The 24,615-nt window shown below is 54.9% G+C and carries 23 protein-coding genes, 3 tRNA genes and 6 other RNA genes; 8 read left to right on the top strand and 24 right to left on the bottom strand.

Features of this window, described 5'->3' with window-relative positions; translation table 11 throughout:
- Position 1 precedes the first annotated feature (1 nt).
- The 3 genes from galK to gpmA all read left to right on the top strand — a co-directional run bounded on the left by galK (position 2) and on the right by gpmA (position 3,070).
- A complete protein-coding gene (galK, locus tag EA20_RS0114295) occupies positions 2 to 1,150 on the top strand; it encodes a galactokinase (protein WP_024967476.1) in 1,149 nt (382 codons plus the stop codon).
- The gene (gene galM / locus EA20_RS0114290) at positions 1,144 to 2,172 is read left to right on the top strand and encodes a galactose-1-epimerase (RefSeq protein ID WP_024967475.1); all 1,029 of its coding nucleotides are present in this window, start codon (positions 1,144 to 1,146) and stop codon (positions 2,170 to 2,172) included. The genes galK and galM overlap by 7 nt, the downstream gene beginning before the upstream one ends.
- A 145-nt stretch (positions 2,173 to 2,317) precedes the next feature.
- On the top strand, positions 2,318 to 3,070 hold the full coding sequence (gpmA, locus tag EA20_RS0114285) for a 2,3-diphosphoglycerate-dependent phosphoglycerate mutase (RefSeq protein ID WP_024967474.1): 753 nt from the start codon (positions 2,318 to 2,320) through the stop codon (positions 3,068 to 3,070).
- Between the two features lie 87 nt (positions 3,071 to 3,157).
- Here gpmA and aroG read toward each other — a convergent pair whose 3' ends face one another.
- Complete coding sequence (aroG, locus tag EA20_RS0114280) at positions 3,158 to 4,210, bottom strand: 3-deoxy-7-phosphoheptulonate synthase AroG (protein WP_024967473.1); 1,053 nt, start codon at positions 4,208 to 4,210, stop codon at positions 3,158 to 3,160.
- A 291-nt stretch (positions 4,211 to 4,501) separates the two neighbouring features.
- Between aroG and EA20_RS0114275 the strand changes: the two genes are divergently transcribed.
- The 4 genes from EA20_RS0114275 to zitB all read left to right on the top strand — a co-directional run bounded on the left by EA20_RS0114275 (position 4,502) and on the right by zitB (position 9,577).
- Positions 4,502 to 4,840, top strand: a complete 339-nt coding sequence (locus tag EA20_RS0114275) for a protein YbgS (RefSeq protein ID WP_024967472.1) — start codon at positions 4,502 to 4,504, stop codon at positions 4,838 to 4,840.
- Positions 4,841 to 4,957: 117 nt separating this feature from the next.
- The gene (locus EA20_RS0114270; protein ID WP_024967471.1) at positions 4,958 to 5,548 is read left to right on the top strand and encodes a response regulator transcription factor; all 591 of its coding nucleotides are present in this window, start codon (positions 4,958 to 4,960) and stop codon (positions 5,546 to 5,548) included.
- Positions 5,530 to 8,667: a transporter substrate-binding domain-containing protein gene (locus tag EA20_RS0114265; RefSeq protein WP_024967470.1), complete on the top strand. Its 3,138-nt coding sequence runs from the start codon at positions 5,530 to 5,532 to the stop codon at positions 8,665 to 8,667. The genes EA20_RS0114270 and EA20_RS0114265 overlap by 19 nt, the downstream gene beginning before the upstream one ends.
- The gene (gene zitB / locus EA20_RS0114260) at positions 8,648 to 9,577 is read left to right on the top strand and encodes a CDF family zinc transporter ZitB (protein ID WP_024967469.1); all 930 of its coding nucleotides are present in this window, start codon (positions 8,648 to 8,650) and stop codon (positions 9,575 to 9,577) included. The genes EA20_RS0114265 and zitB overlap by 20 nt, the downstream gene beginning before the upstream one ends.
- 1 nt (position 9,578) lies before the next feature.
- Here zitB and pnuC read toward each other — a convergent pair whose 3' ends face one another.
- From pnuC to EA20_RS0114245, 3 genes are all read right to left on the bottom strand, one after another.
- Positions 9,579 to 10,295, bottom strand: coding sequence for a nicotinamide riboside transporter PnuC (gene pnuC, locus EA20_RS0114255; protein ID WP_024967468.1), 717 nt, complete (start codon positions 10,293 to 10,295; stop codon positions 9,579 to 9,581).
- Positions 10,296 to 10,331: 36 nt separating this feature from the next.
- Positions 10,332 to 11,375 (bottom strand): quinolinate synthase NadA, encoded by a 1,044-nt coding sequence (gene nadA, locus EA20_RS0114250; RefSeq protein ID WP_024967467.1) that lies wholly within the window; start codon positions 11,373 to 11,375, stop codon positions 10,332 to 10,334.
- Between the two features lie 156 nt (positions 11,376 to 11,531).
- Complete coding sequence (locus tag EA20_RS0114245) at positions 11,532 to 12,041, bottom strand: methylated-DNA--[protein]-cysteine S-methyltransferase (protein WP_024967466.1); 510 nt, start codon at positions 12,039 to 12,041, stop codon at positions 11,532 to 11,534.
- Positions 12,042 to 12,219: 178 nt separating this feature from the next.
- On the opposite strand from EA20_RS0114245, the gene EA20_RS0114240 reads away from it, so the two are divergent.
- Positions 12,220 to 13,683, top strand: coding sequence for an AlkA N-terminal domain-containing protein (locus EA20_RS0114240; RefSeq protein ID WP_024967465.1), 1,464 nt, complete (start codon positions 12,220 to 12,222; stop codon positions 13,681 to 13,683).
- A gap of 166 nt (positions 13,684 to 13,849) precedes the next feature.
- Here the strand turns inward: EA20_RS0114240 and EA20_RS20365 are convergent.
- The 20 genes from EA20_RS20365 to cydA all read right to left on the bottom strand — a co-directional run bounded on the left by EA20_RS20365 (position 13,850) and on the right by cydA (position 24,157).
- A non-coding RNA gene (locus EA20_RS20365) (RtT sRNA) lies at positions 13,850 to 13,974 on the bottom strand.
- Positions 13,975 to 14,005: 31 nt separating this feature from the next.
- Positions 14,006 to 14,130: non-coding RNA, RtT sRNA (locus EA20_RS20360), on the bottom strand.
- Positions 14,131 to 14,161: 31 nt separating this feature from the next.
- Positions 14,162 to 14,286, bottom strand: a non-coding RNA gene (locus tag EA20_RS20355) — RtT sRNA.
- A 31-nt stretch (positions 14,287 to 14,317) separates the two neighbouring features.
- Positions 14,318 to 14,393: transfer RNA gene (locus tag EA20_RS0114235), tRNA-Lys, on the bottom strand.
- Between the two features lie 34 nt (positions 14,394 to 14,427).
- Positions 14,428 to 14,554: non-coding RNA, RtT sRNA (locus tag EA20_RS20350), on the bottom strand.
- 13 nt (positions 14,555 to 14,567) lie between these two features.
- Positions 14,568 to 14,643 (bottom strand) — tRNA-Lys (locus tag EA20_RS0114230).
- Between the two features lie 33 nt (positions 14,644 to 14,676).
- A non-coding RNA gene (locus EA20_RS20345) (RtT sRNA) lies at positions 14,677 to 14,802 on the bottom strand.
- Positions 14,803 to 14,815: 13 nt separating this feature from the next.
- Positions 14,816 to 14,941, bottom strand: a non-coding RNA gene (locus EA20_RS20340) — RtT sRNA.
- A 13-nt stretch (positions 14,942 to 14,954) separates the two neighbouring features.
- Positions 14,955 to 15,030: transfer RNA gene (locus EA20_RS0114225), tRNA-Lys, on the bottom strand.
- Between the two features lie 164 nt (positions 15,031 to 15,194).
- Complete coding sequence (cpoB, locus tag EA20_RS0114220; protein ID WP_024967464.1) at positions 15,195 to 15,986, bottom strand: cell division protein CpoB; 792 nt, start codon at positions 15,984 to 15,986, stop codon at positions 15,195 to 15,197.
- Between the two features lie 9 nt (positions 15,987 to 15,995).
- Complete coding sequence (gene pal / locus EA20_RS0114215) at positions 15,996 to 16,523, bottom strand: peptidoglycan-associated lipoprotein Pal (RefSeq protein ID WP_024967463.1); 528 nt, start codon at positions 16,521 to 16,523, stop codon at positions 15,996 to 15,998.
- Positions 16,524 to 16,567: 44 nt separating this feature from the next.
- A complete protein-coding gene (tolB, locus tag EA20_RS0114210) occupies positions 16,568 to 17,860 on the bottom strand; it encodes a Tol-Pal system beta propeller repeat protein TolB (protein WP_024967462.1) in 1,293 nt (430 codons plus the stop codon).
- 119 nt (positions 17,861 to 17,979) lie between these two features.
- The gene (gene tolA / locus EA20_RS0114205; RefSeq protein WP_024967461.1) at positions 17,980 to 19,227 is read right to left on the bottom strand and encodes a cell envelope integrity protein TolA; all 1,248 of its coding nucleotides are present in this window, start codon (positions 19,225 to 19,227) and stop codon (positions 17,980 to 17,982) included.
- 29 nt (positions 19,228 to 19,256) lie between these two features.
- On the bottom strand, positions 19,257 to 19,688 hold the full coding sequence (tolR, locus tag EA20_RS0114200; protein ID WP_024967460.1) for a colicin uptake protein TolR: 432 nt from the start codon (positions 19,686 to 19,688) through the stop codon (positions 19,257 to 19,259).
- Positions 19,689 to 19,702: 14 nt separating this feature from the next.
- Positions 19,703 to 20,380, bottom strand: coding sequence for a Tol-Pal system protein TolQ (gene tolQ / locus EA20_RS0114195; RefSeq protein WP_024967459.1), 678 nt, complete (start codon positions 20,378 to 20,380; stop codon positions 19,703 to 19,705).
- A gap of 5 nt (positions 20,381 to 20,385) precedes the next feature.
- Complete coding sequence (ybgC, locus tag EA20_RS0114190; RefSeq protein WP_024967458.1) at positions 20,386 to 20,790, bottom strand: tol-pal system-associated acyl-CoA thioesterase; 405 nt, start codon at positions 20,788 to 20,790, stop codon at positions 20,386 to 20,388.
- A 227-nt stretch (positions 20,791 to 21,017) separates the two neighbouring features.
- Positions 21,018 to 21,311 carry a cyd operon protein YbgE gene (gene ybgE, locus EA20_RS0114185; protein WP_024967457.1) on the bottom strand — a complete coding sequence of 98 codons (294 nt, stop codon included), beginning with the start codon at positions 21,309 to 21,311 and terminating at the stop codon, positions 21,018 to 21,020.
- Positions 21,311 to 21,421 carry a cytochrome bd-I oxidase subunit CydX gene (gene cydX, locus EA20_RS20335; RefSeq protein ID WP_071995421.1) on the bottom strand — a complete coding sequence of 37 codons (111 nt, stop codon included), beginning with the start codon at positions 21,419 to 21,421 and terminating at the stop codon, positions 21,311 to 21,313. Before cydX ends, ybgE begins: the two co-directional genes overlap by 1 nt.
- 15 nt (positions 21,422 to 21,436) lie before the next feature.
- Complete coding sequence (gene cydB, locus EA20_RS0114175) at positions 21,437 to 22,576, bottom strand: cytochrome d ubiquinol oxidase subunit II (RefSeq protein WP_024967456.1); 1,140 nt, start codon at positions 22,574 to 22,576, stop codon at positions 21,437 to 21,439.
- A 15-nt stretch (positions 22,577 to 22,591) separates the two neighbouring features.
- Positions 22,592 to 24,157 (bottom strand): cytochrome ubiquinol oxidase subunit I, encoded by a 1,566-nt coding sequence (gene cydA, locus EA20_RS0114170; RefSeq protein WP_024967455.1) that lies wholly within the window; start codon positions 24,155 to 24,157, stop codon positions 22,592 to 22,594.
- Between the last annotated feature and the right edge of the window lie 458 nt (positions 24,158 to 24,615).

Raw genomic sequence — 24,615 nt, 5'->3', positions numbered from 1 at the left:
AATGACTTTAAAGACCTCTACCCATCAGATTTTCAGCGACAACTTCGGCTACTCCGCCAGCCATACCATTCAGGCGCCTGGCCGCGTTAACCTGATCGGCGAACATACCGATTATAACGACGGGTTTGTGCTGCCCTGCGCCATCGATTATCAGACCGTTATTGCCTGCGCGAAGCGCGACGATCGTACCGTGCGTGTTATTGCCGCTGATTATGACAATCAGGAAGACAGCTTTTCTCTCGACGAACCTATTCTGCTGCATAAGGACCAGATGTGGTCCAACTATGTTCGGGGCGTGGTAAAGCATCTGCAGCAGCGGAGTAAAGACTTCAACGGTGTGGATATGGTCATTTCCGGCAACGTGCCTCAGGGCGCGGGCCTGAGCTCCTCCGCCTCGCTGGAAGTCGCCGTTGGCACCGTTTTGCAGCAGCTCTACCATCTGCCGCTGGAAGGTGCTGACATCGCCGTGAACGGACAGGAAGCAGAGAACCAGTTTGTGGGCTGCAACTGCGGCATTATGGATCAATTGATCTCTGCGCTGGGCAAGAAAGATCATGCCATGCTGCTCGACTGCCGCACGCTGGGAACGCGCCCTGTGCCGATGCCTGAAGATATCGCGGTGGTGATCATTAACTCCAACTTCCGCCGCAGCCTGGTGGGCAGCGAATACAATACCCGTCGTGAACAGTGCGAAACTGGCGCGCGCTTCTTTACCCAGCCGTCGCTGCGCGATGTTGAACTGTCGCAGTTTCAGGCCGTAGAACATGAGCTGGATCCGCTGGTAGCCAAACGCGTACGTCATGTCCTGACCGAAAATGCCCGTACGCTGGAAGCGGCGGATGCGCTGGCCAGAGGTGACCTGGCGCGCATGGGCGTGCTGATGGCGGAATCCCACGCCTCGATGCGCGATGACTTTGAAATTACCGTGCCGCCAATCGATATGCTGGTTGATATCGTTAAAGAGAGCCTGGGCGACAGCGGCGGCGTGCGCATGACCGGTGGCGGCTTCGGCGGCTGCATCGTGGCGCTGATGCCGCTGGATCGGGTTGAGAGCGTACGGGCAGCCGTGGCGGAACAGTATGAAGCCAAATCCGGCATTAAAGAGACGTTCTACGTCTGTAAAGCTTCAGAAGGAGCCGGACAATGCTGACCCCTGACTCTCACGCTCCCGATGGCCAGCCATGGCGCATCACCACGCTGCGCAACGCGGGCGGCATGGTCGTCACTTTTATGGACTGGGGCGCGACCTGGCTTTCGGCGCGCGTGCCGATGAACGACGGCAGCGTGCGTGAAGCGCTGCTGGGCTGCGCCACGCCTTCTGATTATCTCAGTCAGACCGCTTATCTGGGCGCTACTGTTGGCCGCTACGCCAACCGTATCGCACGGTCAGCCATCAGCCGTGATGGCAAGACTTTTCAACTGGCGGCAAATCAGGGCGCTCATCAACTGCACGGCGGTCCGGAGGGCTTCGATCGCCGGCGCTGGCAGATCGTCCGCCAGGCGGCGCAGGAGGTGGAATATCGTCTGGTTTCACCCTCAGGCGATCAGGGTTATCCCGGCACCCTGCTGGTCAGCCTGACCTATCGTCTGGAAGATGATAATACGCTTTCTATTGCCTATCAGGCGACGGTCGATGAGGCCTGCCCGGTCAATCTGACCAATCATGCCTATTTCAATCTGGACGCCGTGCATGGCGATGCCCGGCAGCACAGCTTGCAGCTGAACGCCGATCGCTATCTGCCGGTGGATAATGAAGGGATCCCTAATGCCGACCTGAAAGCGGTGGCGGGTACCAGCTTCGATTTTCGTCAGGCAAAAACCGTCGCGCAGGATTTTCTCAGCGATGACGATCAGCGGGCGGTGAAAGGCTACGATCATGCTTACCTGCTGAACGACGGCGAGCAGCCTGCCGCTGAGCTCTGTTCAGCAGACGGCAAGCTGAAGCTTACTGTCTTTACCACCGCGCCAGCGTTGCAATTTTACTCGGGAAATTATCTGGACGGCACGCCCGCCCGTGAGCAGGGCGTCTATACTGCTTTTCAGGGCATTGCGCTGGAGAGTGAATTTCTGCCCGATTCGCCCAATCATCCGGAATGGCCTCAAGCTGATTGTTGGCTGACGCCAGGTGAATCGTTTCAGTGTGTGACGCGCTACCGCCTGACGGCAGTTTGATTAAGCGCATGAAAATCATGCATCGCGAGCGCTTCAGGCTTACGTGCCGCGAAGAATTCCGCTATGGTAGGGCACTATTAAATTGCGACGGCAATTTGCGGTTTACCATTATCATAGAAACGTCAGATTATTAAGGAGTTAAGCTATGGCTGTAACTAAGCTGGTTCTGGTACGTCACGGCGAAAGCCAGTGGAATAACGAAAACCGCTTCACCGGATGGTACGATGTGGATCTGTCCGATAAAGGCCGTACCGAAGCTAAAGCAGCGGGTCAGCTGCTGAAAAATGAAGGTTTTACCTTCGATTACGCTTACACTTCCGTGCTGAAACGCGCCATCCACACCCTGTGGAATATCCTTGATGAAGTAGACCAGGCCTGGCTGCCGGTTGAAAAATCCTGGCGCCTGAACGAGCGTCACTACGGTGCGCTGCAGGGTCTGGATAAAGCGGAAACCGCGCAGAAATATGGCGATGAGCAGGTTAAGCAGTGGCGTCGCGGCTTTGCGGTTACGCCACCAGAACTGGATCGTGCCGATGAACGTTTCCCTGGCCACGATCCGCGCTACGCGGGCCTGAGCGCTGAGCAGCTGCCGACCACCGAAAGCCTGGCGCTGACCATCGATCGCGTGCTGCCTTACTGGAACGAGTCCATTCTGCCGCGCATGAAAAAAGGCGAGAAAGTCATTATCGCCGCACACGGTAACTCCCTGCGCGCGCTGGTGAAATACCTGGACGATATGAGCGAAGAAGAGATTCTGGAACTGAACATTCCGACCGGCGTACCGCTGGTGTATGAATTCGATGAAAACTTCAAACCAATCAAACATTACTATCTGGGTAATGCCGACGAAATCGCAGCGAAAGCGGCGGCCGTGGCAAACCAGGGTAAAGCGAAATAATTTTTGCGCATAAATAAAAATCCGCCTTCCGGCGGATTTTTTTGCTAAGCCGCTCGCATAAAGAGAAGAGTAATCCCTCCCCTGCAGTTAACCGCGACGCGCTTTTACTGCGGCTGACAACTGACGAAGCACTTTTTCGGTATCTTCCCAGCCGATGCAGGCGTCGGTCACGCTCTTGCCGTACACCAGCGCCTCACCACTGTCAGGATTCTGATTTCCTTCCACCAGGTGGCTTTCAATCATCACGCCGACAATGGCATGCTCGCCCGCCGAGATCTGGCCCGCAACATCCTCAGAAACCTCAAGCTGCTTTTTGAACTGCTTACTGCTGTTGGCATGGCTGAAATCGATCATAACCTGTGGCGTCAGACCCGCTTTTTCCAGCCCGATCTTCACGGCGTCAACGTGATGCGCGCTGTAGTTGGGCTCTTTACCACCGCGAAGAATGATATGGCAGTCGCCGTTGCCGCTGGTTTCCACAATGGCGGAATGCCCATATTTGGTGACCGAGAGGAAGCAGTGTGGCGCGCTGGCGGCGCCGATGGCGTCAATGGCGACTTTAATGGTGCCGTCTGTGCCGTTTTTAAAACCTACCGGACAGGAGAGGCCTGAAGAAAGCTCACGGTGAACCTGAGATTCAGTCGTCCTTGCACCAATCGCGCCCCAGCTCATCAGATCGGCCAGATACTGCGGCGTAATCATATCCAGAAATTCACCGGCAGTCGGTAAACCCATATCATTGATATCGAGCAGCAGCTTACGGGCGATGCGCAGACCGTCGTTGATCTGGAAGCTACCGTCCATATAGGGATCGTTGATCAATCCTTTCCAGCCTACCGTGGTGCGTGGTTTTTCAAAGTAAACGCGCATCACAATTTCCAGCGAATCACTCAGCTCATGACGCAGGCTGAGCAGGCGTTCCGCGTACTCTTTTGCCGCTTTCGTATCATGGATCGAGCAGGGGCCAATCACCACCAGCAGACGATCGTCTTTCTTTTGCAGAATATGGTGTATCGCCTGGCGCGCATCTGAAACGGTTTTGCCCGCCATTTCCGTGGCAGGGTATTTTTCAAGCAGGGCAACGGGAGGTAAAAGCTCTTTTATCTCTTTGATTCGCAAGTCATCATTCTGATAAGTCATAGTTATTCCAGTAATGTCAAAAGCCGTACTGCACACCAGGCGCATCAAACTCAATTTATCGCGTGGGGACAGGGCTGTAAATCACCTTTGCAGCTTTTCGCGTCGCTCAGGTTTGCTGTTTTTTCAATCCTTACTACACTTAATAACGTTGAAACTTAAAAAAACGCATACAGATCACTAACTTTAGCGTGACGGGTCTGCTGCGTAATCTATTTCCATTCCAAAGGTGTCTGCGATTAAAAGGCCCTTGCGGAATTTGGTTCGAGAATATTCACTAATTTACGGAGTCTGATGATGAATAAGTTCGCAATCGTTTTTTTAACAGCAGCAATGACCCTGGGCAGCGGCGCGGCAATGGCAGCGGACAGCAACGGCGGTGCCAATCAGGCCGCTGATGCAGGCGCAGTATCGGGCAGCGCGAAACAGAATCTGCAGCCTAATAATGTTGATAACAATGATATCAACAACACAGGTAACGCCACTTCGCCAAATACGCAGGCTGACGGCTCAACCAACATGTCTGCCGATCAGATGCATGAAAATACGCAGTGTAAAGATGGCAAGTGCCCGGATATGAACAAAAAAGTGGGTCCGGATGCGAACACCACTACCGATGGCACCACGCACTAATTCCGCTTCGCTGTAAGATAAGGAGAGCTTCGGCTCTCCTTTTACATTTCCCCTTAAGTTACATCCCTGTCCTGATTACGTTATTCTCTCCCTCTGCTGATTTTTCCGGACAATGCCATGATTAGGCTGCTGCTGATTGACGATCATCCGCTGGTGCATATCGCACTTGAAGCGGCTCTCTCCCGTGCCCCTTTTCCCGTCAAGCTGATTTCGGCTGAAAACGAGCCGCTCGCACTTTCGGCGTTGGCCGCCGGGCCGGTTGAGGTGGTGGTACTGGATATTGGCCTGCCGGAGACAGATGGTCTTCAACTGCTGAAAACGCTGCGACGCCGCTATCCGCACTGCCCGGTAATCATCTATTCAGCCCAGGAGGAGCGGGTTTATCAGCGTCTTGCCGATGCCGCTGGCGCCTCAGGCTACGTTGCTAAACGTCAGCCTATGCCACAGTTATTGTCGGCAATTCTGGCGGTACTGGGCGGGCAGCGTGCCTTTCCTCCCCAGTCAGCAGAAGAACAGAGTCAAAACGTACTGACCGCCAAAGAGCAGCAGATCCTGCCGCTGCTGGCTCGCGGCCTTTCTAATCTGCAGATTGCCGCACAGCTCAATATCAGTAACAAAACGGTCAGCACCCATAAAAAAAATATCATGGCAAAAACCGGCGCGGTTTCAGTTGTGGAACTGGCTGAATTATGGAAATCGCAGCAGTGATAATGCGGGCAATGCTGTTTCTTTTGCTGCTGCTGAGTTATTCCGCCAGCGCTGAACTGCGCCCCGTTGGCAGCGTGATGATCCCCCAGGAAATGGTGCCACTTGAACCGGGCAGCGGCCAGGCGCAGACGCTGCGGGTCGGTATCCTGCGGGATAACGGTACGCCCTGGAATATGGTGGTCGGTCAGGATCTTTACGGCATTAATGCAGATTATCTGGTGGCGCTGGGCCAGAGTACGGGGATGCGCTTCAGGGTAACAGGCTACAGCGACTGGCAGGAACTGAAGCTGGCGTTAGCAGAAGGGAAGCTGGATATTATATTTGGCGTGCCGCAGCGCGATGCCAGCGAAGAGAATGCCACCGCGCCCTGGTTCACCAGCCCGTTACGCATCTATCGCAGCCGGGATAATTTACGTCCCGTGATGTTCAACTCCAGCAATGCCAGAATTGCTATCAGCCGCCCGGCGCTGGCGCTCGTCGATCCCGCCTTTGCTAAAAACCGCCACTGGCACGTTGTTGATAACGATCTCCAGGCGCTCAACGCCCTGCTGAATAATGAAAGCGACTATGTGATTGCGGATGAAACCAGCGCAGGCTTTCTGCTCAGTCAGCTTCAGCAGGGGCAGATATTTCAGCTTGCTTCACCGCTGGCGCCCGGTTTGCTGCAGCTGCGGGCGATCACCGCCTCGCCAGCGCTCACCGCTCAACTGGACAGAGCGATACGGCAGTTGCCGATGGAGGTGGTGAACGGGATTCAGGGACGCTGGAGCAGTTCGCTCCCGCGCTATCAGGACACCAATACCGCTCGCCTCTCTCCAATGGAGAGAAACTGGATAGCGCAGCATCCGGTCATCACCTATGCGGCGATCGTCGACGACTATCCCTGGAGCTATCGTACCGCTGACGGACAGCCTGGCGGCTACAGCGTCGAGCTGTTGAATATCATTGGTCAGAATAGCGGTTTACGCTTCCAGCCACGCTGGGTCAGCAATGCGGAGCAGGCTGAGACGCTGCTGGCGCAGGGCCGCGTGATGATCCAGCTAACGCTGCCCCTGACCGGCGATGATGCGATGCGCAGCACGACGCTGCCCATCTGGCGTGCGCTCTGGGGCGTTTACGTTTCTCAATCTTCACCGCCCGTCACGCACTGGGCTGCATTAAAGGGCAAACGGGTCGGCCTGCGCCGTGGCGATATTGCCCGCAAATTGTTACCCAACGAGGTGAATGCCGTCATTTTTGATGACAGCAAATCGCTCTATGATGCGCTGGCGAACGGACAGATTGACGCCTTAACCGATAACGTGCTCTCTGCACGCTGGCAAATTCAGGCACGCCATCGTGACGCTATTCGTCTGGCCTTCGCCGCCAGTGATACCGCATGGCCGGTGACGCTTGGCGTCTCCTCTGACCATCCTCTGCTGCTTACCTTGCTGAATAGCGGACTTCAGCAGATCCCTTCGGATACTCAGCAGCGCATGCGGGAAAACTGGAGCAGCAACAGCTCCGTCCTGGCGGAAGGCGATGGCAATACAATGCGTCCCGTTTCGCTTTTCGTGCTGATCGCCGCCCTGTTTGCCATCGTTTTTCTGCTGATTCTGCTGCTGCGCCGCTATCTGGAGCAGCGCCGGGAACGGATTCAGCGTCGGCAACTTGAACAGGCACGGGAAGAAGCCGATCGCGCTAACCGGATGAAGAGTCAGTTTCTCGCCACGGTCAGCCACGAACTGCGCACGCCGATGCAGGCTATTCTGGGCCTGCTGGAGCTGGAAGTTGCCCGCCAGCCCGCCGTTCAAAACCTGGACGTGATCCACAGCAGCGCCGCCGCGTTGCTGACTCTGCTTAACGATCTTCAGGATCATGCCCGCGTCGAGAGCAACACTTTTACGCTCTCCCCTCACCCACTCGATCCTGGTAAATGGCTGACGCGCCTGGCGGATGTCTATCATCCGCTGATGCGTCAGAATGGCCCCCTGTTTCGTGTTGATGCGCTGACGCCACTGCCCGCCATCATCTCGATAGATGGCGAACGGCTACAGCAGATCGCCAATAATCTGATCGGTAACGCCATTAAATTTACCCGCCAGGGTGAAATCCGGGTGACGCTTGCCGCCGCAGACGAGAGCCAGATGCTGCAGCTTCAGGTTATCGACAGCGGTAGGGGTATCCCGGAAACGGAGCAGGCTCAGCTTTTCGAACCCTGGTATCAGACCCCTTCTGGCCGACAGCTTTCCGTACAGGGCAGCGGCCTTGGCCTTTCCATCTGCAAAGAGATTGTCTCCCGTATGGGCGGCGAGATCGCCCTGCAATCCGTTGTGGATAAGGGAACTACCGTTACCGTGACGCTACCCTGGTTACCCGCAGACGAAAGCGAATCCGGCGAGGCCACAGCCTCTTCTTCTCCCGCAACCCGTCCGCTTACTGCGCTTCGCGTGGCAATCGTCGATGACCATCCCACTAATCTGCTGGTGATGCAGCAGCAGCTGGCCTGGTTTGGTATTCAGGCTGACTGCTATCCTGATGGACGCGCCCTGCTGGCTGGCACTCACGTCTGGGATCTGCTGTTTATCGATTACAGTATGCCGCATCCGGATGGCGTCACGCTGGCGAAAATCATTCGCCGGCGCGAACGGCATGGTGTCTCGCGTGCCCAAATCGTGCTCTGTTCAGCCGATGCAGAAATACTGAAACGACCAGAAATAGTAAGGCTTGCCGATAACGTTCTGCTTAAGCCCGTCGGCCTGCGCGAGATCGAGGCGCTGCTGCCACGGGAGCCAGGCACGAGCTTTGACGATCTTCCCCATCGTCTGGACAGCCTTGCAGGACACGAGAGCCGCTTTCTCGTAAAAATTTGTGAAACGCTGCGCCTGACCTTGCGCGAGGATCTCGACAATCTTCAGGCTGCACTTGCCAGCCAGAGCTGGCCGCAGGCTGAAAAGGCAATACACCGTATGAAGGGCAGCTGGCAGATGCTGGGCTATAACGAGGAAGCGGCCTTATGCCAGCTTGTCATCAACCGGCCGGGTACGGCGTTACGCCATACTGAAGAGGTGAATTTGTTGATATCATTAACAGAAAAATTACTGACTGAACTGGAAAAATATGGCTCACGCGCACACTGAAAAGGATGGAAACCACCATCGCCTGCTGGCGGCGTTTGCCGTTACCGCAGGCTTTATGGTTATCGAAATTGCTGGCGGGCTGATCTCCGGTTCACTGGCGCTGCTGGCGGATGCCGGACATATGCTGACCGACGCAGCCGCCCTGCTGATGGCCCTGCTGGCAATGAAGTTTGCCCGGCGAAAACCGGACACGCGGCGCACGTTCGGCCTGCTGAGGCTGACTACGCTGGCGGCCTTCGTCAACGCCCTGGCGCTGCTGGTTATCACGCTGCTGATTGTCTGGGAGGCTGTCCGCCGTTTTATGCAGCCTGAACCCGTGGCCGGTGGGCTGATGTTGAGCGTGGCGGTAGCAGGCCTGCTGGCGAATTTATTGTCCTTCTGGCTGCTTCATCGCGGCAGCGAAGAGAAAAATCTGAACGTCCGCGCGGCGGCACTGCACGTGCTGGGAGATCTGCTTGGCTCGGTGGGTGCCATTATCGCGGCGCTTATCGTGATGTATACAGGATGGACCCCTGTCGATCCGATACTTTCCATTCTTGTTTCAGGACTGGTGGTTCGCAGCGCCTGGGCATTGCTGAAAGAGAGCCTGCATGAGTTGCTTGAAGGGACGCCCGCCTCGATAGACGTGGATAAGCTGAAAAGAGCGCTGACGCTAGGCGTACCAGAGGTGCGGAATGTCCATCATGTTCATCTGTGGCAGGTCGGTGAAAGGCCGGTGATAACGCTACATGTGCAGGTTATTCCGCCAAGGGATCATGATGCCCTGCTGCACCGCATCCACGCCTGGCTGCATGAGCACTACCAGATTACCCATGCTACGGTACAGATGGAGTTTCAGCGTTGTGAAACTGAGGATTGCGAGCTGACATGGGGCGCATCTGAGCACGCCCCACACCATCATCACCATTAAATTATGACAGCGCTCTGGAGCCGCGATCCCGGGCGCTTTTGATCCACAGCCAGGCGCCATTGAGCGCAATCAGCGTCAGAATGGCGTATTCCAGCGCCATCGCGTAGACGCCCTGCCGGGCAAAGATCATCACGCTGATGACGTTGACAATCACCCAAAGCAGCCAGTTTTCCACATACTTGCGCGTCATTAAAATCATCGCCACCACCGAGAGCACCATCAGGCAGGCGTCCCAGAAAGGGAAAGCGTCGGGTGCAAGCTCAGGCATGGCGACGGCCAGCCCCATGCCCTGCATGACGGTGACCGCAATATGGGTCAGCCAGGCGAATACCGGATTAATATAGCGTGTCATCAGCCCTATCGCGATAACGCAGACCGCCAGCCAGCCCAGCGCCTTTGGCAGGCTCAGCCAGCGGATTTTGAGCGCCAGCTGATTTTCTCCGGTCTGCCTGCTCCACGCATACCAGCCGTAGATATTGGCACCAAAAAAGAACACCTGCAGCAGCAGGCTGGCATAAAGCTGGATCTGAAAGAAAATTACCGCGAAAAGCGTGACGTTAACCAGGCCAAACGCATAGTTAATGATTTTTTCAAGGCTGGCCAGCCAGATGCAGAGCAGGCCCGCCACGGTACCGATAGCCTCAATCCAGGAGAGATCGTAGCCGCCGGTCCCCAGCGGGATATGAACCAAAATGTTTTGCGTACTGAAAAAATCCATATTCACAATCTCTCCCGATCGGTGAGGGGGCTGGGGTTACCCTTTCAGGCTTGCTGCAAAGGTTAGCATACGGTTAAGGGGAATCAACGCGGCTTCACGCAGCGCGGCATCAACATGAATTTCATGCTGGCTCCCGCCCTGCTCCAGCCCTTCTGCAATAGCCTGCAGGCCGTTCATTGCCATCCACGGACAGTGCGCGCAGGTGCGGCAGGTGGCGCCTTCGCCCGCCGTGGGCGCTTCAAGCAGTTCTTTATCCGGGCAGGCCTGCTGCATTTTGTAAAAAATGCCGCGATCGGTCGCCACAATCATCTGAGGATGCGGTAGGGTTTTTGCCGCCTGGATCAGCTGGCTGGTCGAGCCGACAGCATCAGCCAGATCGACGATGGCCTGAGGGGATTCCGGATGCACCAGCACGGCAGCCTCAGGATAGAGGGCTTTCATCCGGTGCAGCGCCTGGGTTTTAAACTCATCATGAACGATACAAGTGCTTTGCCAGCAGAGAATGTCCGCGCCGGTCTGACGGGTAACGTACTGGCCGAGGTGACGATCGGGCGCCCAGATAATCTTCTCCCCCAGCCCGTCAAGGTGTTCAATCAGATCGACCGCGATGCTTGAGGTGACAACCCAGTCTGCCCGCGCTTTCACCGCGGCTGAGGTATTGGCATATACCACAACCGTACGATCCGGATGCGCGTCACAAAACCGCGAGAACGCCTCGACAGGACAGCCGAGATCGAGTGAACACTCCGCCGCGAGCGTCGGCATCAGGATGGTTTTTTCCGGGCTGAGGATTTTGGCGGTCTCCCCCATAAAACGTACCCCGGCAACAAGCAGCGTACTGGCCGGATGCTGGCTGCCGAAGCGGGCCATTTCCAGCGAGTCAGCGACGCAGCCGCCGGTTTCTTCAGCAAGGGCCTGAATTTCCGGATCGGTGTAGTAGTGCGCTACCATCACGGCGTTGCGCGCCTTCAGCAGGGTTTTAATTTTATCCCGGTAGAATGCTTTCTCATTGGATGAGAGGCGCTGCGGTTTTGGCGGGAAAGGATAGACGGCAGACTCAGGATCGAACATCAGGCTCATATCACGGCTCTCGTTTCTTCAACTTAACGCAGCCTGCGGAGACTTGCCTTTGATCCGCGATAACTGCCTTATATTGTTTTATATGCTAAACAAGATAGCCGAAATGTTCTCCGGTGTCGCTCTCTTTTTCTGCCTGCGCCAAAGCGAATCAGGGTGCTATACCAGCGTAAAATCTTGCTGGCTTTGCTTCATCGCTTCAATCTTCAACAGCAACGCCTTGGCCTCAAGACCGCCGGCAAAACCGGTCAGCTTGCCGTTGGCACCAATGACGCGGTGACAGGGCGCAATAATCGATATGGGGTTCTTCCCATTTGCCGCGCCAACCGCCCGCACCGCCGCAGGATGACCGATCGCGCGGGCAATTTCTGAATAACTGCGGGTTTCGCCGAAGGGGATGGCGACCAGCGCCTGCCAGACCTTTTTCTGAAACGGCGTACCGACAAAATCGAGCATCATGGTGAAGCAGGTCCGTTCCCCGGCGAAATATTCTTTCAGCTGCCGTTCCGTTTCCAGCAGGACCGGATGGTCTGGATCCTCTGTGGGGGCCATCTGCCGGACACGTTTAGGATTTTCATTTTCCCAGAGGACGGCAGCCAGCCCGTTATCGCTGGCGATCAACGTGAGATTGCCCACCGGAGAGGGCATAATTTTAAAGAAGTAGCTCATGAGATTTCTCCCTGCGTCACACCTTGTCGAATTGATAAGCGTGATTATCCGTGTTACCACATTTCCTGCTCGCGGTTTCCGGACATCAGGCTGATTGCGTTATCTGTCCGGAAACCGCCAGCGCAGACCATAAAATGCCCTTAACCTGGTAAAAAAGCCAGCGCATGAGGTAACAGAGATGATTGATACTACGGTGGCATGGCGGGCGATGAACTCCCGCGACGTCCGTTTTGATGGCGTATTCTTTGTCGGCGTGACCTCGACGGGAATTTATTGCCGGCCCGTCTGCCCGGTCAAGGTGCCACGCCTGGAAAACTGTCTCTTTTTCGACAGTGCCGAAGCCGCCGAAAAGGCCGCGTTTCGCCCCTGCCTGCGCTGTCGCCCCGAACTGGCGCCTGGCAATGCGCCCGTCGACAGCAGCCACCGCATTGCCGATCTGCTGATCCAGCGCATTGAGGAAAACCCTATCGATAATGTTGAGGGGCTGGACGCTATCGCCGCCCGGTTTAATCTCAGCGCGCGCCAGCTTCGCCGTATTGTGCAGAAAGAGTTAGGTGTTTCACCGGTTGAACTGCGGCAAACCCGACGCCTGCTGCTGGCGAAACAGCTACTGACCGAAACCGCCCTGCCCATCACCGAAATCGCTTACGCCAGTGGTTTCGCCAGCCTGAGACGCTTTAATGAAGTGTTCAGCAAACAGTACCGCATGCCACCCAGCCGCCTGCGTAAGCAGGCGAATGAGGGCGCCTTGTTCAACAGCGAAACGTCAAGACTGCTTCTGGGCTACCGGCCGCCTTTTGACTGGATGGCTTTGCTGGACTTTCTCAGGCTGAGAGCCATTAAAGGGGTGGAGTATGTCGATGCGCAGAGTTATGCGCGCACGGTGCGTCTGGGGATGCATCAGGGGTGGATCAGAGTCAGCGAGGCGAAGGCTAAAAACAGTCTCAGCGTGGAGTTCAGCCATTCGCTCACACCGGTATTGCCACTGCTGCTGAGGAGACTGAAGAATTTGTTCGATCTGGACGCGCATCCTGAGCGTATTGCCGCGCATCTTCAACTGGAACCTTTACTGACTCACAGCCTGCAAAAAAATCCAGGTTTGCGGGTGCCTGGCGCCTTTGATGGCTATGAAATGGTGGTGAGAGCCATCCTGGGGCAGCAGATCACGGTAAAAGCGGCGACAACCGTGGCCGGGCGCTTTGCACAGGCTTTTGGCGACCCGATTCAGACGCCCATAGCTGAATTGACCCATCTCTCACCCGTCGCCGCCAGAGTGGCTATCGCGACCCCCGACGAGGTCGCTGGGCTGGGCATTGTTTCTGCCCGCTCCCGTACGCTGATCGCACTGGCAGAGGCCTGTGAAAGCGGTGAGGTGACGCTGGATGCCGTTGTGCATCCGGAAGCAGCGATAGCGCAGTTAGTGCAACAGCCGGGAATCGGTCCCTGGACCGCCCACTATATCGCCATGCGTGCGCTGCGCTGGCCCGATGCGTTTCCCAAAGAAGATGTGGTAGTAAGGCATAACCTGGGCGGCATGACGGCCAGAGAGGCTGAGGCGGCGTCGCAGGCATGGCGTCCCTGGCGTAGCTACGCGGTGATGCATATCTGGAAAAATCTGACGCCGGTTAAGGTCAAAAGCTGACCGCGCTATTTTTTCTTCGGTGTGGCCGTCGGCTGCTGTGTTTAAACAGGTACGTTGGCGTTTTTGAGAAGAGCGCGCGGCCTGGTTAGCAAAAGCCTGGCGGCAGGTTCGAACCCTGCCCGGATTGCGCACAGCAAAAAGGCGCCTTTAGGGCGCCTTTCTACACTGGTGGGTCGTGCAGGATAACTCGGCTTGCGCCTCGCCCTTCGGGTCGTTGCCTGCGGCAACGCTGTCTCACTTCGTTCGACTCGACCTGCTGCAGGTTCGAACCCTGCCCGGATTGTGCATAGCAAAAAGGCGCCTTTAGGGCGCCTTTCTACACTGGTGGGTCGTGCAGGATAACTCGGCTTGCGCCTCGCCCTTCGGGTCGTTGCCGTTGGCAACGCTGTCTCACTTCGTTCGACTCGACCTGCTGCAGGTTCGCACCCTGCCCGAATTGCGCATAGCAAAAAGGCGCCTTTAGGGCGCCTTTCTACATTGGTGGGTCGTGCAGGATAACTCGGCTTGCGCCTCGCCCTTCGGGTCGTTGCCTGCGGCAACGCTGTCTCACTTCGTTCGACTCGACCTGCTGCAGGTTCGAACCCTGCCCGAATTGCGCATAGCAAAAAGGCGCCTTTAGGGCGCCTTTCTACATTGGTGGGTCGTGCAGGATTCGAACCTGCGACCAATTGATTAAAAGTCAACTGCTCTACCAACTGAGCTAACGACCCGCTGATGCGGTGTACTGCTGTAAAACTTTATTAGTGGTGGGTCGTGCAGGATAACTCAGCTGACGCTTCGGCCTTCGGCCCGTTGCCTCTGGCAACGTTGTGTCGCTTCGCTTCACCCGAACCTGCTACAGGTTCTCATCCTACCACGCTTAGCACTTGTCTAAACTTTATTAATGGTGGGTCGTGCAGGATTCGAACCTGCGACCAATTGATTAAAAGTCAACTGCTCTACCAACTGAGCTAACGACCCGCAATGCGGTGTACTGCTGTAAAACTGTGTTAGTGGTGGGTCGTGCAGGATAACTCAGCTGACGCTTCGGCCTTCGGCCCGTTGCCTCTGGCAACGTTGTGTCGCTTCGCTTCACCCGAACCTGCTACAGGTTCCCATCCTACACGCTTAACACTTGTCTAAACTTTGTTAGTGGTGGGTCGTGCAGGATAACTCAGCTGACGCTTCGGCCTTCGGCCCGTTGCCTCTGGCAACGTTGTGTCGCTTCGCTCCACTCGAACCTGCAACAGGTTCTCATCCTACACGCTTAGCACTTGTCTAAACTTTGTTAGTGGTGGGTCGTGCAGGATTCGAACCTGCGACCAATTGATTAAAAGTCAACTGCTCTACCAACTGAGCTAACGACCCACTTTTGCGCTGTCTGAACGTTTTAACATATGTCCCGGCAACGGCGGCATATATTACTGATTTACCGATTCAGCGCAACCACTATTTTAAGATAACCCGTTCAACTGCCTGACTTTCGCACGGATGGATTATAAATCATCCGATATCAGGTCAAAGAACGTAACTTACAGTGCGGCAGCGCGTTTTTGGGCATTTTTAGCCGCGTCACTGTTTGGGTACTGTTTGACCACCTGCTGATAGACGGCTTTCGCTTTCGCTGTGTCGCCTTTCTCCTGCATGATCACCCCAATTTTATACAGTGCATCGGCGCTCTTCGGTGACTTAGGAAAATTTTTAACCACGATGGCAAAATAATAGGCCGCGTCGTCTTTTTTCCCTTTGTTGTAATTCAGCTGCCCCAGCCAGTAATTCGCATTAGGCTGATAGGTGGAGTCAGGATATTTTTTGATAAAAGCCTGAAACGCAGCGATAGCCTGCTCGTTCTGCTTTTTCTCCAGCACCAGCGCCACGGCCGCGTTGTAATCACTCTTAGCGTCACCGCTTTGTACTGGCGTCGCTGAGGCAGCGTCAGCAGTGGCCGCTGCGCCAGCGGCGCCTGCACCTTCTTCAGCAGGAGCCTGAGTAGCCGTGCCCGCACTGCTGGCACCGCTGCTCAGTGTATCAATTTGCTGGTAAAGGTTTTTCTGCCGCTCGGTCACCTGATTAAGCTGATATTGATTCTCCTGAATCTGTCCACGGAGAGAGTCGATATCGCGCTGGTTATCGGAGAGTTGCTGCTGAAGCTGTTGAAGGAGTTGTCCCTGAGCGTTGGAAATACGCTCAAGTGTGGTGACACGGTCTTCGACCGAGCCTGAGCCAACGTTACTGATTGACGCCTGGGCATTAGCGGCCCAGGGGGCCGCTACGCCAACCAGTAACGACAGACCCAACAGGTGAAGTCTGAAGTTACTAATCATATGATTCTCTTAGTATACCAGGACAGCACGACGGTTTTTGGCATAGGCCGACTCGTCATGACCCAGCACTGCTGGCTTCTCTTTACCGTAAGAAACGATAGAGATCTGATCGGCAGAAACGCCTTTGCCCTGCAGGTACATTTTCACAGAAGAAGCACGACGTTCGCCCAGGGCGATGTTGTACTCTGGTGTACCGCGCTCATCCGCGTGGCCTTCGATGGTCACTTTGTAAGATGGGTTGTTACGCAGGAAGGTCGCATGCGCATCCAGCATCTGAGCGAAGTCAGACTGGATGTCGTATTTGTCCAGGCCAAAGTAAACGATGTTGTTTCGCTGCAGTTCCTGCATCTGCAGGCGAGCCTGCTCGTCAGAAGACATGTTACCGCTGTTCATGCCGCCGTTCATGCCGTTCATACTGCCGTCAGCGCCCATACCGTTGGTCTGGTCGTTGTCGTTGTTTTTGTGTGAGCTACATGCAGCCACTGCGATCACTGGCAGTGCCAGCATTAAGCCTTTCAGCACTTTATTCAGTTGCATTTCTACAATCCTATTATTGTTTGCCATACATATTTACACATGCATCACAGATACGGCGACCAGGCAGGTGATTTTACCTGTCCATCAGTTGCCGGAAGACGCGCTTTGAACCGCCCATCCGTAGAAACCAGCTGCAATACGGACCCCATGCCCTGAGTAGAGCTGTAGATCACCATAGTGCCGTTGGGCGCCAACCTTGGCGTTTCATCCAGGAACGTGTCCGTTAATTGCTGAACGGCTCCCGTTTCCAGATCCTGTCTGGCGATATGTTGTGCACCACCGTTGGTGCTTACCATCACCAGAGATTTACCGTCAGTGCTCACGTCGGCGTTCTGATTCTGGGCACCTTCCCAGGTCAGGCGCTGTGGCGCACCGCCGTTCACATTGATTTTATAAATTTGCGGACGTCCCGCCTGATCCGAGGTATAGGCCAGCGTCTGGTTGTCGGGGAACCAGGTTGGCTCGGTGCTGTTATAGCGGCCATCGGTGACCTGACGGATCTGTCCGGAACCCACATCCATAATATACAGGTTCATACTGCCGGTTTTCGACAGGGTGAATGCCAGTTTGCTGCCGTCGGGAGAAAATGCCGGCGCGCCGTTATGACGTGGGAAGGAAGCAACCTGCCTGATGGCACCATTTGATAACGTCTGAATAACCAGCGCCGACTTACCACTTTCAAAGGTCACATAGGCTAATTTGCTGCCATCTGGAGACCAGGCAGGCGACATCAACGGTTGCGGTGAACGGTGAACCACAAACTGGTTGTAGCCATCATAGTCAGATACGCGCAGCTCATAGGGGAACTGTCCGCCATTCGTCTGCACAACATAAGCGATACGGGTACGGAATGCGCCCTTAATGCCGGTCAGCTTTTCGAACGTTTCATCGCTGGCGGTGTGCGCCGCGTAGCGGAGCCACTGCTTTGTCACCTTGAACTGGTTTTGCGCCAGGATGGCACCCGGGTTAGCAGAAGTATCCACCAGCTGGTAAGAAACCAGGTAGCTGCCGTCGGCGCCACCCTGTACCTGACCAACGACCACGGCATCGATGCCCAGCGCGGTCCAGGCCGCAGGCTGCACTTCTGCGGCCGAGGTAGGCTGCTGAGGCAGGCGGCTGCGATCGAGCGGATTGAACTTACCGCTGTTACGTAAATCGGCAGAGACGATGCCACCGATATCTTCCGGCGCAGCGCCCGGCCCTTCCCATTTAAACGGCACAACGCCGATGGGACGCGCGGTGTTTACGCCCTGCGTAATCTCGATTCGAACTTCTGCATGCGCCACGGCGACGAACAGCAGTAAAAAACTCACTGCAACACGAAATACCTGCTTCATCTTATCTCCCTTACCTGAACGCAACGTTCACGATAATTCGCCCTTTATCAGCGAACCCTGAATGCATCTATAGAGTCCGGCAGGTTGACCTTAGTTCAACCTGCCGGAGAACACCGAACTTAATGCGGCTTGAATACTAACGTAGCATCTTTAACGGCCTGGTAAACATCCGCGCTTGGGGGTTTCGGGATCCTCGCCATGCGGGCGGCGTTAATGGCCGCCTGGCACAGTGCCGCATCGCCGCCAGCCGCCGTTGCGGAGATTAATAATCCATCCGGCGCCAGTTTAATGCGCACGTTACAGGTTCTGCCTTTGAAGGTATCCGCATCATAGAACTTGCTCTGGATAGCCCCCTGAACCTGCCCCAGATAGCTGTCAATTGCCGCGCCAGAGGCGCCCGCTTTTTTCTGGGTGCCCTCTCCTGCCGCGCCAGCGGATTGTCCCTGCTTCGGCGCATTCTTGCCGGAAGCCAGACCACCTAACAGATCGTCCACTTCACTCGATTCTTTAGCCGCTTCTGCTGCCGCTTTTTTCTTCGCGGCGGCATCTGCTTTGGCTTTGGCGGCAGCATCGGCTTTCGCTTTAGCGGCAGCATCGGCTTTCGCTTTGGCAGCGGCGTCGGCTTTCGCTTCTGCGTCTGCCTTCGCTTTGGCGGCAGCATCCGCTTTCGCTTTGGCCTCTTCAGCAGCCTGCTGCTTCGCGGCTTTGGCTTTTGCATCGGCGGCGGCTTTCGCTTCCTGCGCGGCTTTTACCTTCGCTGCCTCGGCAGCGGCCTGCTTAGCTTCCGCCTCTGCCTGCTTTTTCGCATCAGCCGCGGCTTTTTTTGCTTCAGCTTCCGCTTTTTTCTGCGCGTCAGCCGCCGCTTTAGCCTGAGCTTCCGCTGCGGCCTTCGCCTGAGCATCAGCCTGCGCTTTCGCTTCAGCTTTCGCCTTTGCGGCTGCCGCTTCGGCCTGTTTTTGCTGATCCTGCGCGCGCATAGCCGCTTCCTGCGCCTTTTTCTCTTCCGCTGCCTGCTGCTTCATGGCCTGCTGCGCTTCCAGCCGCTCCTTTTCAAGCTGCTTGAGGCGCTGCTGTTCCGCCGCCTGTTTTTGCTGAAGCTCCTCTGCCTGCTGCTTTGCCTGTTTCTGGCGCTGCTGCTCGGCGCGCTGGCTGTCGCTCTGCTGGTTCTGCTGACGATTATACTGTTCCACCACCGCGCCAGGATCGACCATGACTGCGTCTATATCGCTACCGCCACCGCCGCTGCTGGCCTCGATGTGTTCGTCAAACGAGCTCCAGATCAGTAATGCAATCAGAAAAATATGCAGGATTACTGAAACAATAATGGCTCGTTTTAACTTATCGTTTTGCTCGGTTGCCTTCGACACTCTCGATTCCCAAAAACGGTTCGAATGAATTAAATCGGCTGCGTCATCAGGCCTACAGACTTCACGCCCGCCTGATGCAGCAAGTTCAGCGCCTTAATGATTTCGTCATAAGGGACCTCTTTTGCCCCGCCAATCAGGAATACGGCCTTAGGATTGGCCTCAAGCTGGCGCTGTGCTTCGGCAACAACCTGCTCAGGCGGTAGCTGCTCGAGGCGATCGCGATCGACGACAAGGGTATATTGCCCTACGCCAGCCACTTCGACGATCACCGGTGGATTATCTCCCCCCCCCACGGTTTTTGAATCCGTGGCGTCGGGCAGGTCCACTTCCACGCTCTGGGTGATAATCGGCGCCGTCGCCATAAAAATAAGCAACAGCACCAGCAGCACGTCCAGCAGCGGAACGATATTGATCTCTGACTTCACTTCGCGGCGACGGCCGCGACCACGCGTTCTGGCCATGCGTACCTCCGCTCTTACTTGCTGACGTCGCTGGAGAACGCCTGACGATGCAGAATAGCCGTGAACTCTTCCATAAAGTTATCGTAATTCTGTTCCAGCTTGTTCACGCGCTGACTGAGACGGTTATAGGCCATGACCGCAGGGATAGCGGCGAACAACCCGATCGCAGTGGCGATCAGCGCTTCAGCAATACCTGGTGCGACCATCTGGAGAGTGGCCTGCTTCACCGCGCCGAGCGCGATAAAGGCGTGCATGATGCCCCAGACCGTACCGAACAGACCGATATAAGGACTGATCGAACCCACGGTACCCAGGAAAGGAATATGGTTTTCGAGCGTTTCCAGTTCGCGATTAAATGAAATCCGCATCGCGCGCGTTGCCCCTTCCACCACCGCTTCCGGCGCATGGTTATTGGCACGGTGCAGTCGGGCGAACTCTTTAAAGCCCGCGTAGAAAATCTGTTCAGAGCCGGCCAGCTCATCGCGGCGAGCCTGGCTTTCCTGATAGAGGCGGGAGAGTTCAATCCCCGACCAGAATTTATCTTCAAAGGCATCGGCTTCTCGCCCAGCCGCGTTCAGGATACGGGTACGCTGAATAATGATTGCCCAGGAAGCTATGGAAAAGCCAATCAAAATCAACATGATAAGTTTGACCAAAAGGCTAGCCTTAAGGAACAAATCAAGAACGTTCATGTCAGTCACTGCTTGAACTCCGCGACAATAGACTTGGGAAGCGCAATTGGCTTCATTAGGTGTGGATTGATACAGGCAATCAGAACGTCCGCCTCATTCAGCGTCCGCCCCTCTGCGTTAACAATACGTTGTGCGAAAGTCATGGTCGTTCTGGTCATTTTCACCACCTCACTCTGCACCTCAAGTAAATCATCAAGGCGGGCAGCGGCAAGATAGTCAACCGTGAGACGACGCACGACAAACGCAATCTGCTGTTCCAGCAACGTCTGTTGATTGAAATGGTGCTGGCGCAGCATTTCGGTTCGTGCCCGTTCATAGAAAGCGACATAGCTGGCATGGTAAACCACACCACCGGCATCCGTGTCTTCGTAATAGACGCGAACCGGCCATCGAAACTGTGTTGTACTCACTCTACATCCCGGTCATGCTTTTATAACGTTGCTACTATACGCAAGAGCTATCGGCTTTGGAATGGATTGCCAGAGGGGAGCGTAAATAATTATTGCGGTGAAACACCTTGAGAAATTTCGCCCCGACAGTCAGACAAATGCTGACATAAGTAGAGGGAAAAAAAGAGACAAATGCGATACAGACTGGCCGCTACAGCGGAGCGGCATACAATGCCGCTCCGTTTGACTTAATGAAAGAAGAAAAACAGCCCGCAGAGCAGGATTACAAAAGCAGGCAAAGGCGAGAAAAAGGCCTGCCAGCGTAACCGGCGGGGATGAAAGCCCACTCCATGGATCACGCCAGTACATACAGCCCACATCATGAGTAACCCCTGCCAGATTTCCAGATGCCCCCGGCTGGCCGCAAAGCGGGCGGGATCCCAGAAGATGCATCCCGCCAGCAGCAAAGCCATCAGCAGAGAAAGCGCCCTCAGCATGCGCTTATTCATCATGCTGTAGAGGCGGATGATGAGTTCTGCCATCAGGGGTTATCTTTCGCTTCGCTGTCTTCAATGTGCTCAATCGCCAGCGCCGTAATGATGCCGAAAGCGCAGGCCAGCAGCGTGCCGAGGATCCAGGCAAAATACCACATAGTTCAGCTCCTCAATCAGTAAAGAGAATGGGTGTTAGTTTCAATCTGCTCTTTGGTGATGCGACCGAACATTTTGTAATAACACCAGGTTGTGTATATCAGGATAACCGGTACGAAAATCAGGGCAGCAATCGTCATAATCTTCAGCGTCAACAGGCTTGATGTGGCATCCCACAGGGTCAGGCTCAGATTAGGCGTTGTGCTGGAAGGCATAATGAACGGGAACATCGCCACGCCCGCCGTCAGGATCACCGCAGCCAGCGTCAGCGATGAGAAGAAAAAGGCCCATGCCCCTTTCTCACAGCGCGAGCAGAGCACGGTCAGCAGCGGTGCTACCACGCCCAGCGCCGGGATCGCCCACAAGAGTGGCTGGTTATTGAAGTTCACAAGCCAGGCGCCCGCTTCACGTGCGACCTCTTTCGTCATTGGGTTAGAGACTGCATTATGATCCAGTACCGACGTCACAACATAGCCGTCAATGCCATACATCACCCATACGCCAGCGAGCACGAAACAGACCATCATCACCAGTGCCGAAATCTGCGCGGCGGCTCTGGAACGAATATGTAGCTCGCCTAGGGTACGCATTTGCAGATAAGTGGCGCCCTGGGTAAGGATCATGGTCAGACTGACGATCCCTGCCAGCAGCGCAAACGGATTGAGCAACTGGAAGAATGTACCGGTATAGAACAGACGCAGATACTCATCCATCGTAAATGGCACCCCCTGAAGCAGGTTGCCAAAGGCGACGCCGATAACCAGCGGCGGCACAAAGCTACCGATAAAAATGCCCCAGTCCCAGGTGCGACGCCAGCGCGGGTCTTCAATTTTTGAACGGTAATCAAAACCGACAGGACGGAAAAAGAGCGATGCCAGCACCAGGATCATTGCGACATAGAATCCCGAAAATGCCGCAGCATAAACCATGGGCCAGGCAGCGAACAGCGCGCCGCCTGCAGTGATTAACCAGACCTGGTTACCGTCCCAGTGGGGCGCAATGCTGTTGATCATAATGCGTCGATCGGTATCGGTGCGTCCGAGAATACGTGAGAGCATGCCCACGCCCATATCAAACCCGTCCGCGACGGCGAAGCCAATCAGCAGGATGCCGATCAGAACCCACCAGACGAGGCGCAACAGTTCATAAGTGATCATTAAATTACTCCTGTCTTAGCGTGCCGGTTGAGGTGCGGTACTGTGTTCATAGTGATAGCGTCCCGTCTTCAGGCTGCTCGGACCAAGGCGCGCAAACTTAAACATCAGGTACATTTCAACCACCAGGAACAGCGTATAGAGACCGCAAATCAGGAGCATTGAAAAGAGCAGGTCGCCCACCGTCAGCGAAGAGTTAGCGACTGCCGTAGGCAGCACTTCCCCAATCGCCCAGGGTTGACGACCATATTCAGCAACGAACCAGCCAGATTCAATGGCGATCCATGGCAGAGGAATACCGTAGAGCGCGCATTTAAGCAGGAAGGTGCTTTTGCCAATACGATTGCGGATTACACTCCAGAAGGCGCAGCCGATAATCAGCAGCATCAATACGCCGCAGCCAACCATAATACGGAATGAGAAGTAGAGCGGCGCAACGCGTGGAATAGAGTCTTTGGTTGCCTGCTGGATCTGTGCTTCGCTGGCATCGGTAACGTTCGGCGTGTAGCGCTTCAGCAACAACCCATAGCCCAGATCTTTCTTCACATCGTTAAACGCATCACGGACGGCCGGATCGTTATTGCCCGCACGCAATTGCTCCAGCAGATGGTAAGCCGTCATACCGTTACGAATGCGCACCTCGTGCTGACCCATCAGTTCTTTCAGACCTGTTACCTGTCCGTCAACGGAGCGAGTCGCGATAAGTCCCAGCGCCCATGGGATCTGTACAGCATAATTATTACGCTGCGCTTCCTGATCCGGGATACCGAACAGGGTAAATGCCGCTGGCGCAGGCTGCGTTTCCCATTCGGCTTCAATCGCAGCAAGCTTGGTTTTCTGCACATCCCCCACTTCGTAGCCCGACTCATCACCCAGTACGATAACGGACAGGATCGCCGCCATACCAAAACTGGCAGCAATGGCGAATGAGCGTTTGGCAAAAGCGATATCACGGTTACGCAGCAGATAGTAGGCGCTGATCCCCATGATAAACATGGCGCCGCAGGTATAGCCCGCCGCGACGGTATGAACGAATTTAACCTGCGCCACCGGGTTAAAGATCAGTTCGGAGAAACTGACCATTTCCATACGCATGGTTTCGAAATTAAAGTCTGAGGCGATCGGATTCTGCATCCAGCCATTCGCGACCAGAATCCACAGTGCGGAGAGATTCGATCCTAACGCGACCAACCATGTCACAGCCATATGCTGGACTTTGCCAAGCCGGTCCCAGCCGAAAAAGAAGAGGCCCACGAAGGTTGATTCAAGGAAAAAGGCCATCAATCCTTCAATCGCCAGCGGTGCACCAAAAATATCACCGACGTAATGTGAATAATAAGACCAGTTGGTTCCGAACTGAAACTCCATAGTCAGACCGGTCGCCACACCCAGCGCAAAGTTAATGCCAAACAACTTGCCCCAGAATTTGGTCATATCTTTATAAATAGGTTTACCTGAGAGCACGTAAACCGTTTCCATAATGGCCAGCAAAAACGCCATGCCGAGCGTTAGCGGGACAAACAGGAAATGGTACATGGCCGTCAAAGCAAACTGTAAGCGCGACAGTTCGACAATATCAAACATCTTGACTCCTTGCTCCTCGCACTGAGGTATGACACAACAGGCAGCCGCTAAATATAGGGCCACCGCTGGTCAGTGCCAGTAATTTAAATAAACTTCCCCGATGACGTTGCAGAAATGATAAATAGATGTATCAGTTCAAACGCCGAATTTACGACTTACGTTTTTAAAAACGCTTGGCTATTTCCACGCGTAGTCTACGCCTTTATAGGTAGCTAACAACTGAAATTTACATTGGCGAGGCTATTAACGTTAACTGCATCAAATAAGCACGCAGAACACTAAACCGACTAATTTGATGCAGAGCAATTTAATAGAAAAACGCAGAATTTTTCCAGATATAAGAATTGATTTAGATCGCGTTTTATTGATACAGGACAAAGCGCGAAGAATAAATTTATGCCAAAAAAGAATCAATGTTAATTTAATGTAATTTAAAGCACCTTTAATCAACATTATCT

Source organism: Pantoea sp. IMH (assembly GCF_000599885.1).
Classification (GTDB): domain Bacteria; phylum Pseudomonadota; class Gammaproteobacteria; order Enterobacterales; family Enterobacteriaceae; genus Erwinia.
The sequence above is the reverse complement of the archived record's forward strand: the minus strand, read 5'-3'. Positions and strand labels throughout refer to the sequence as shown.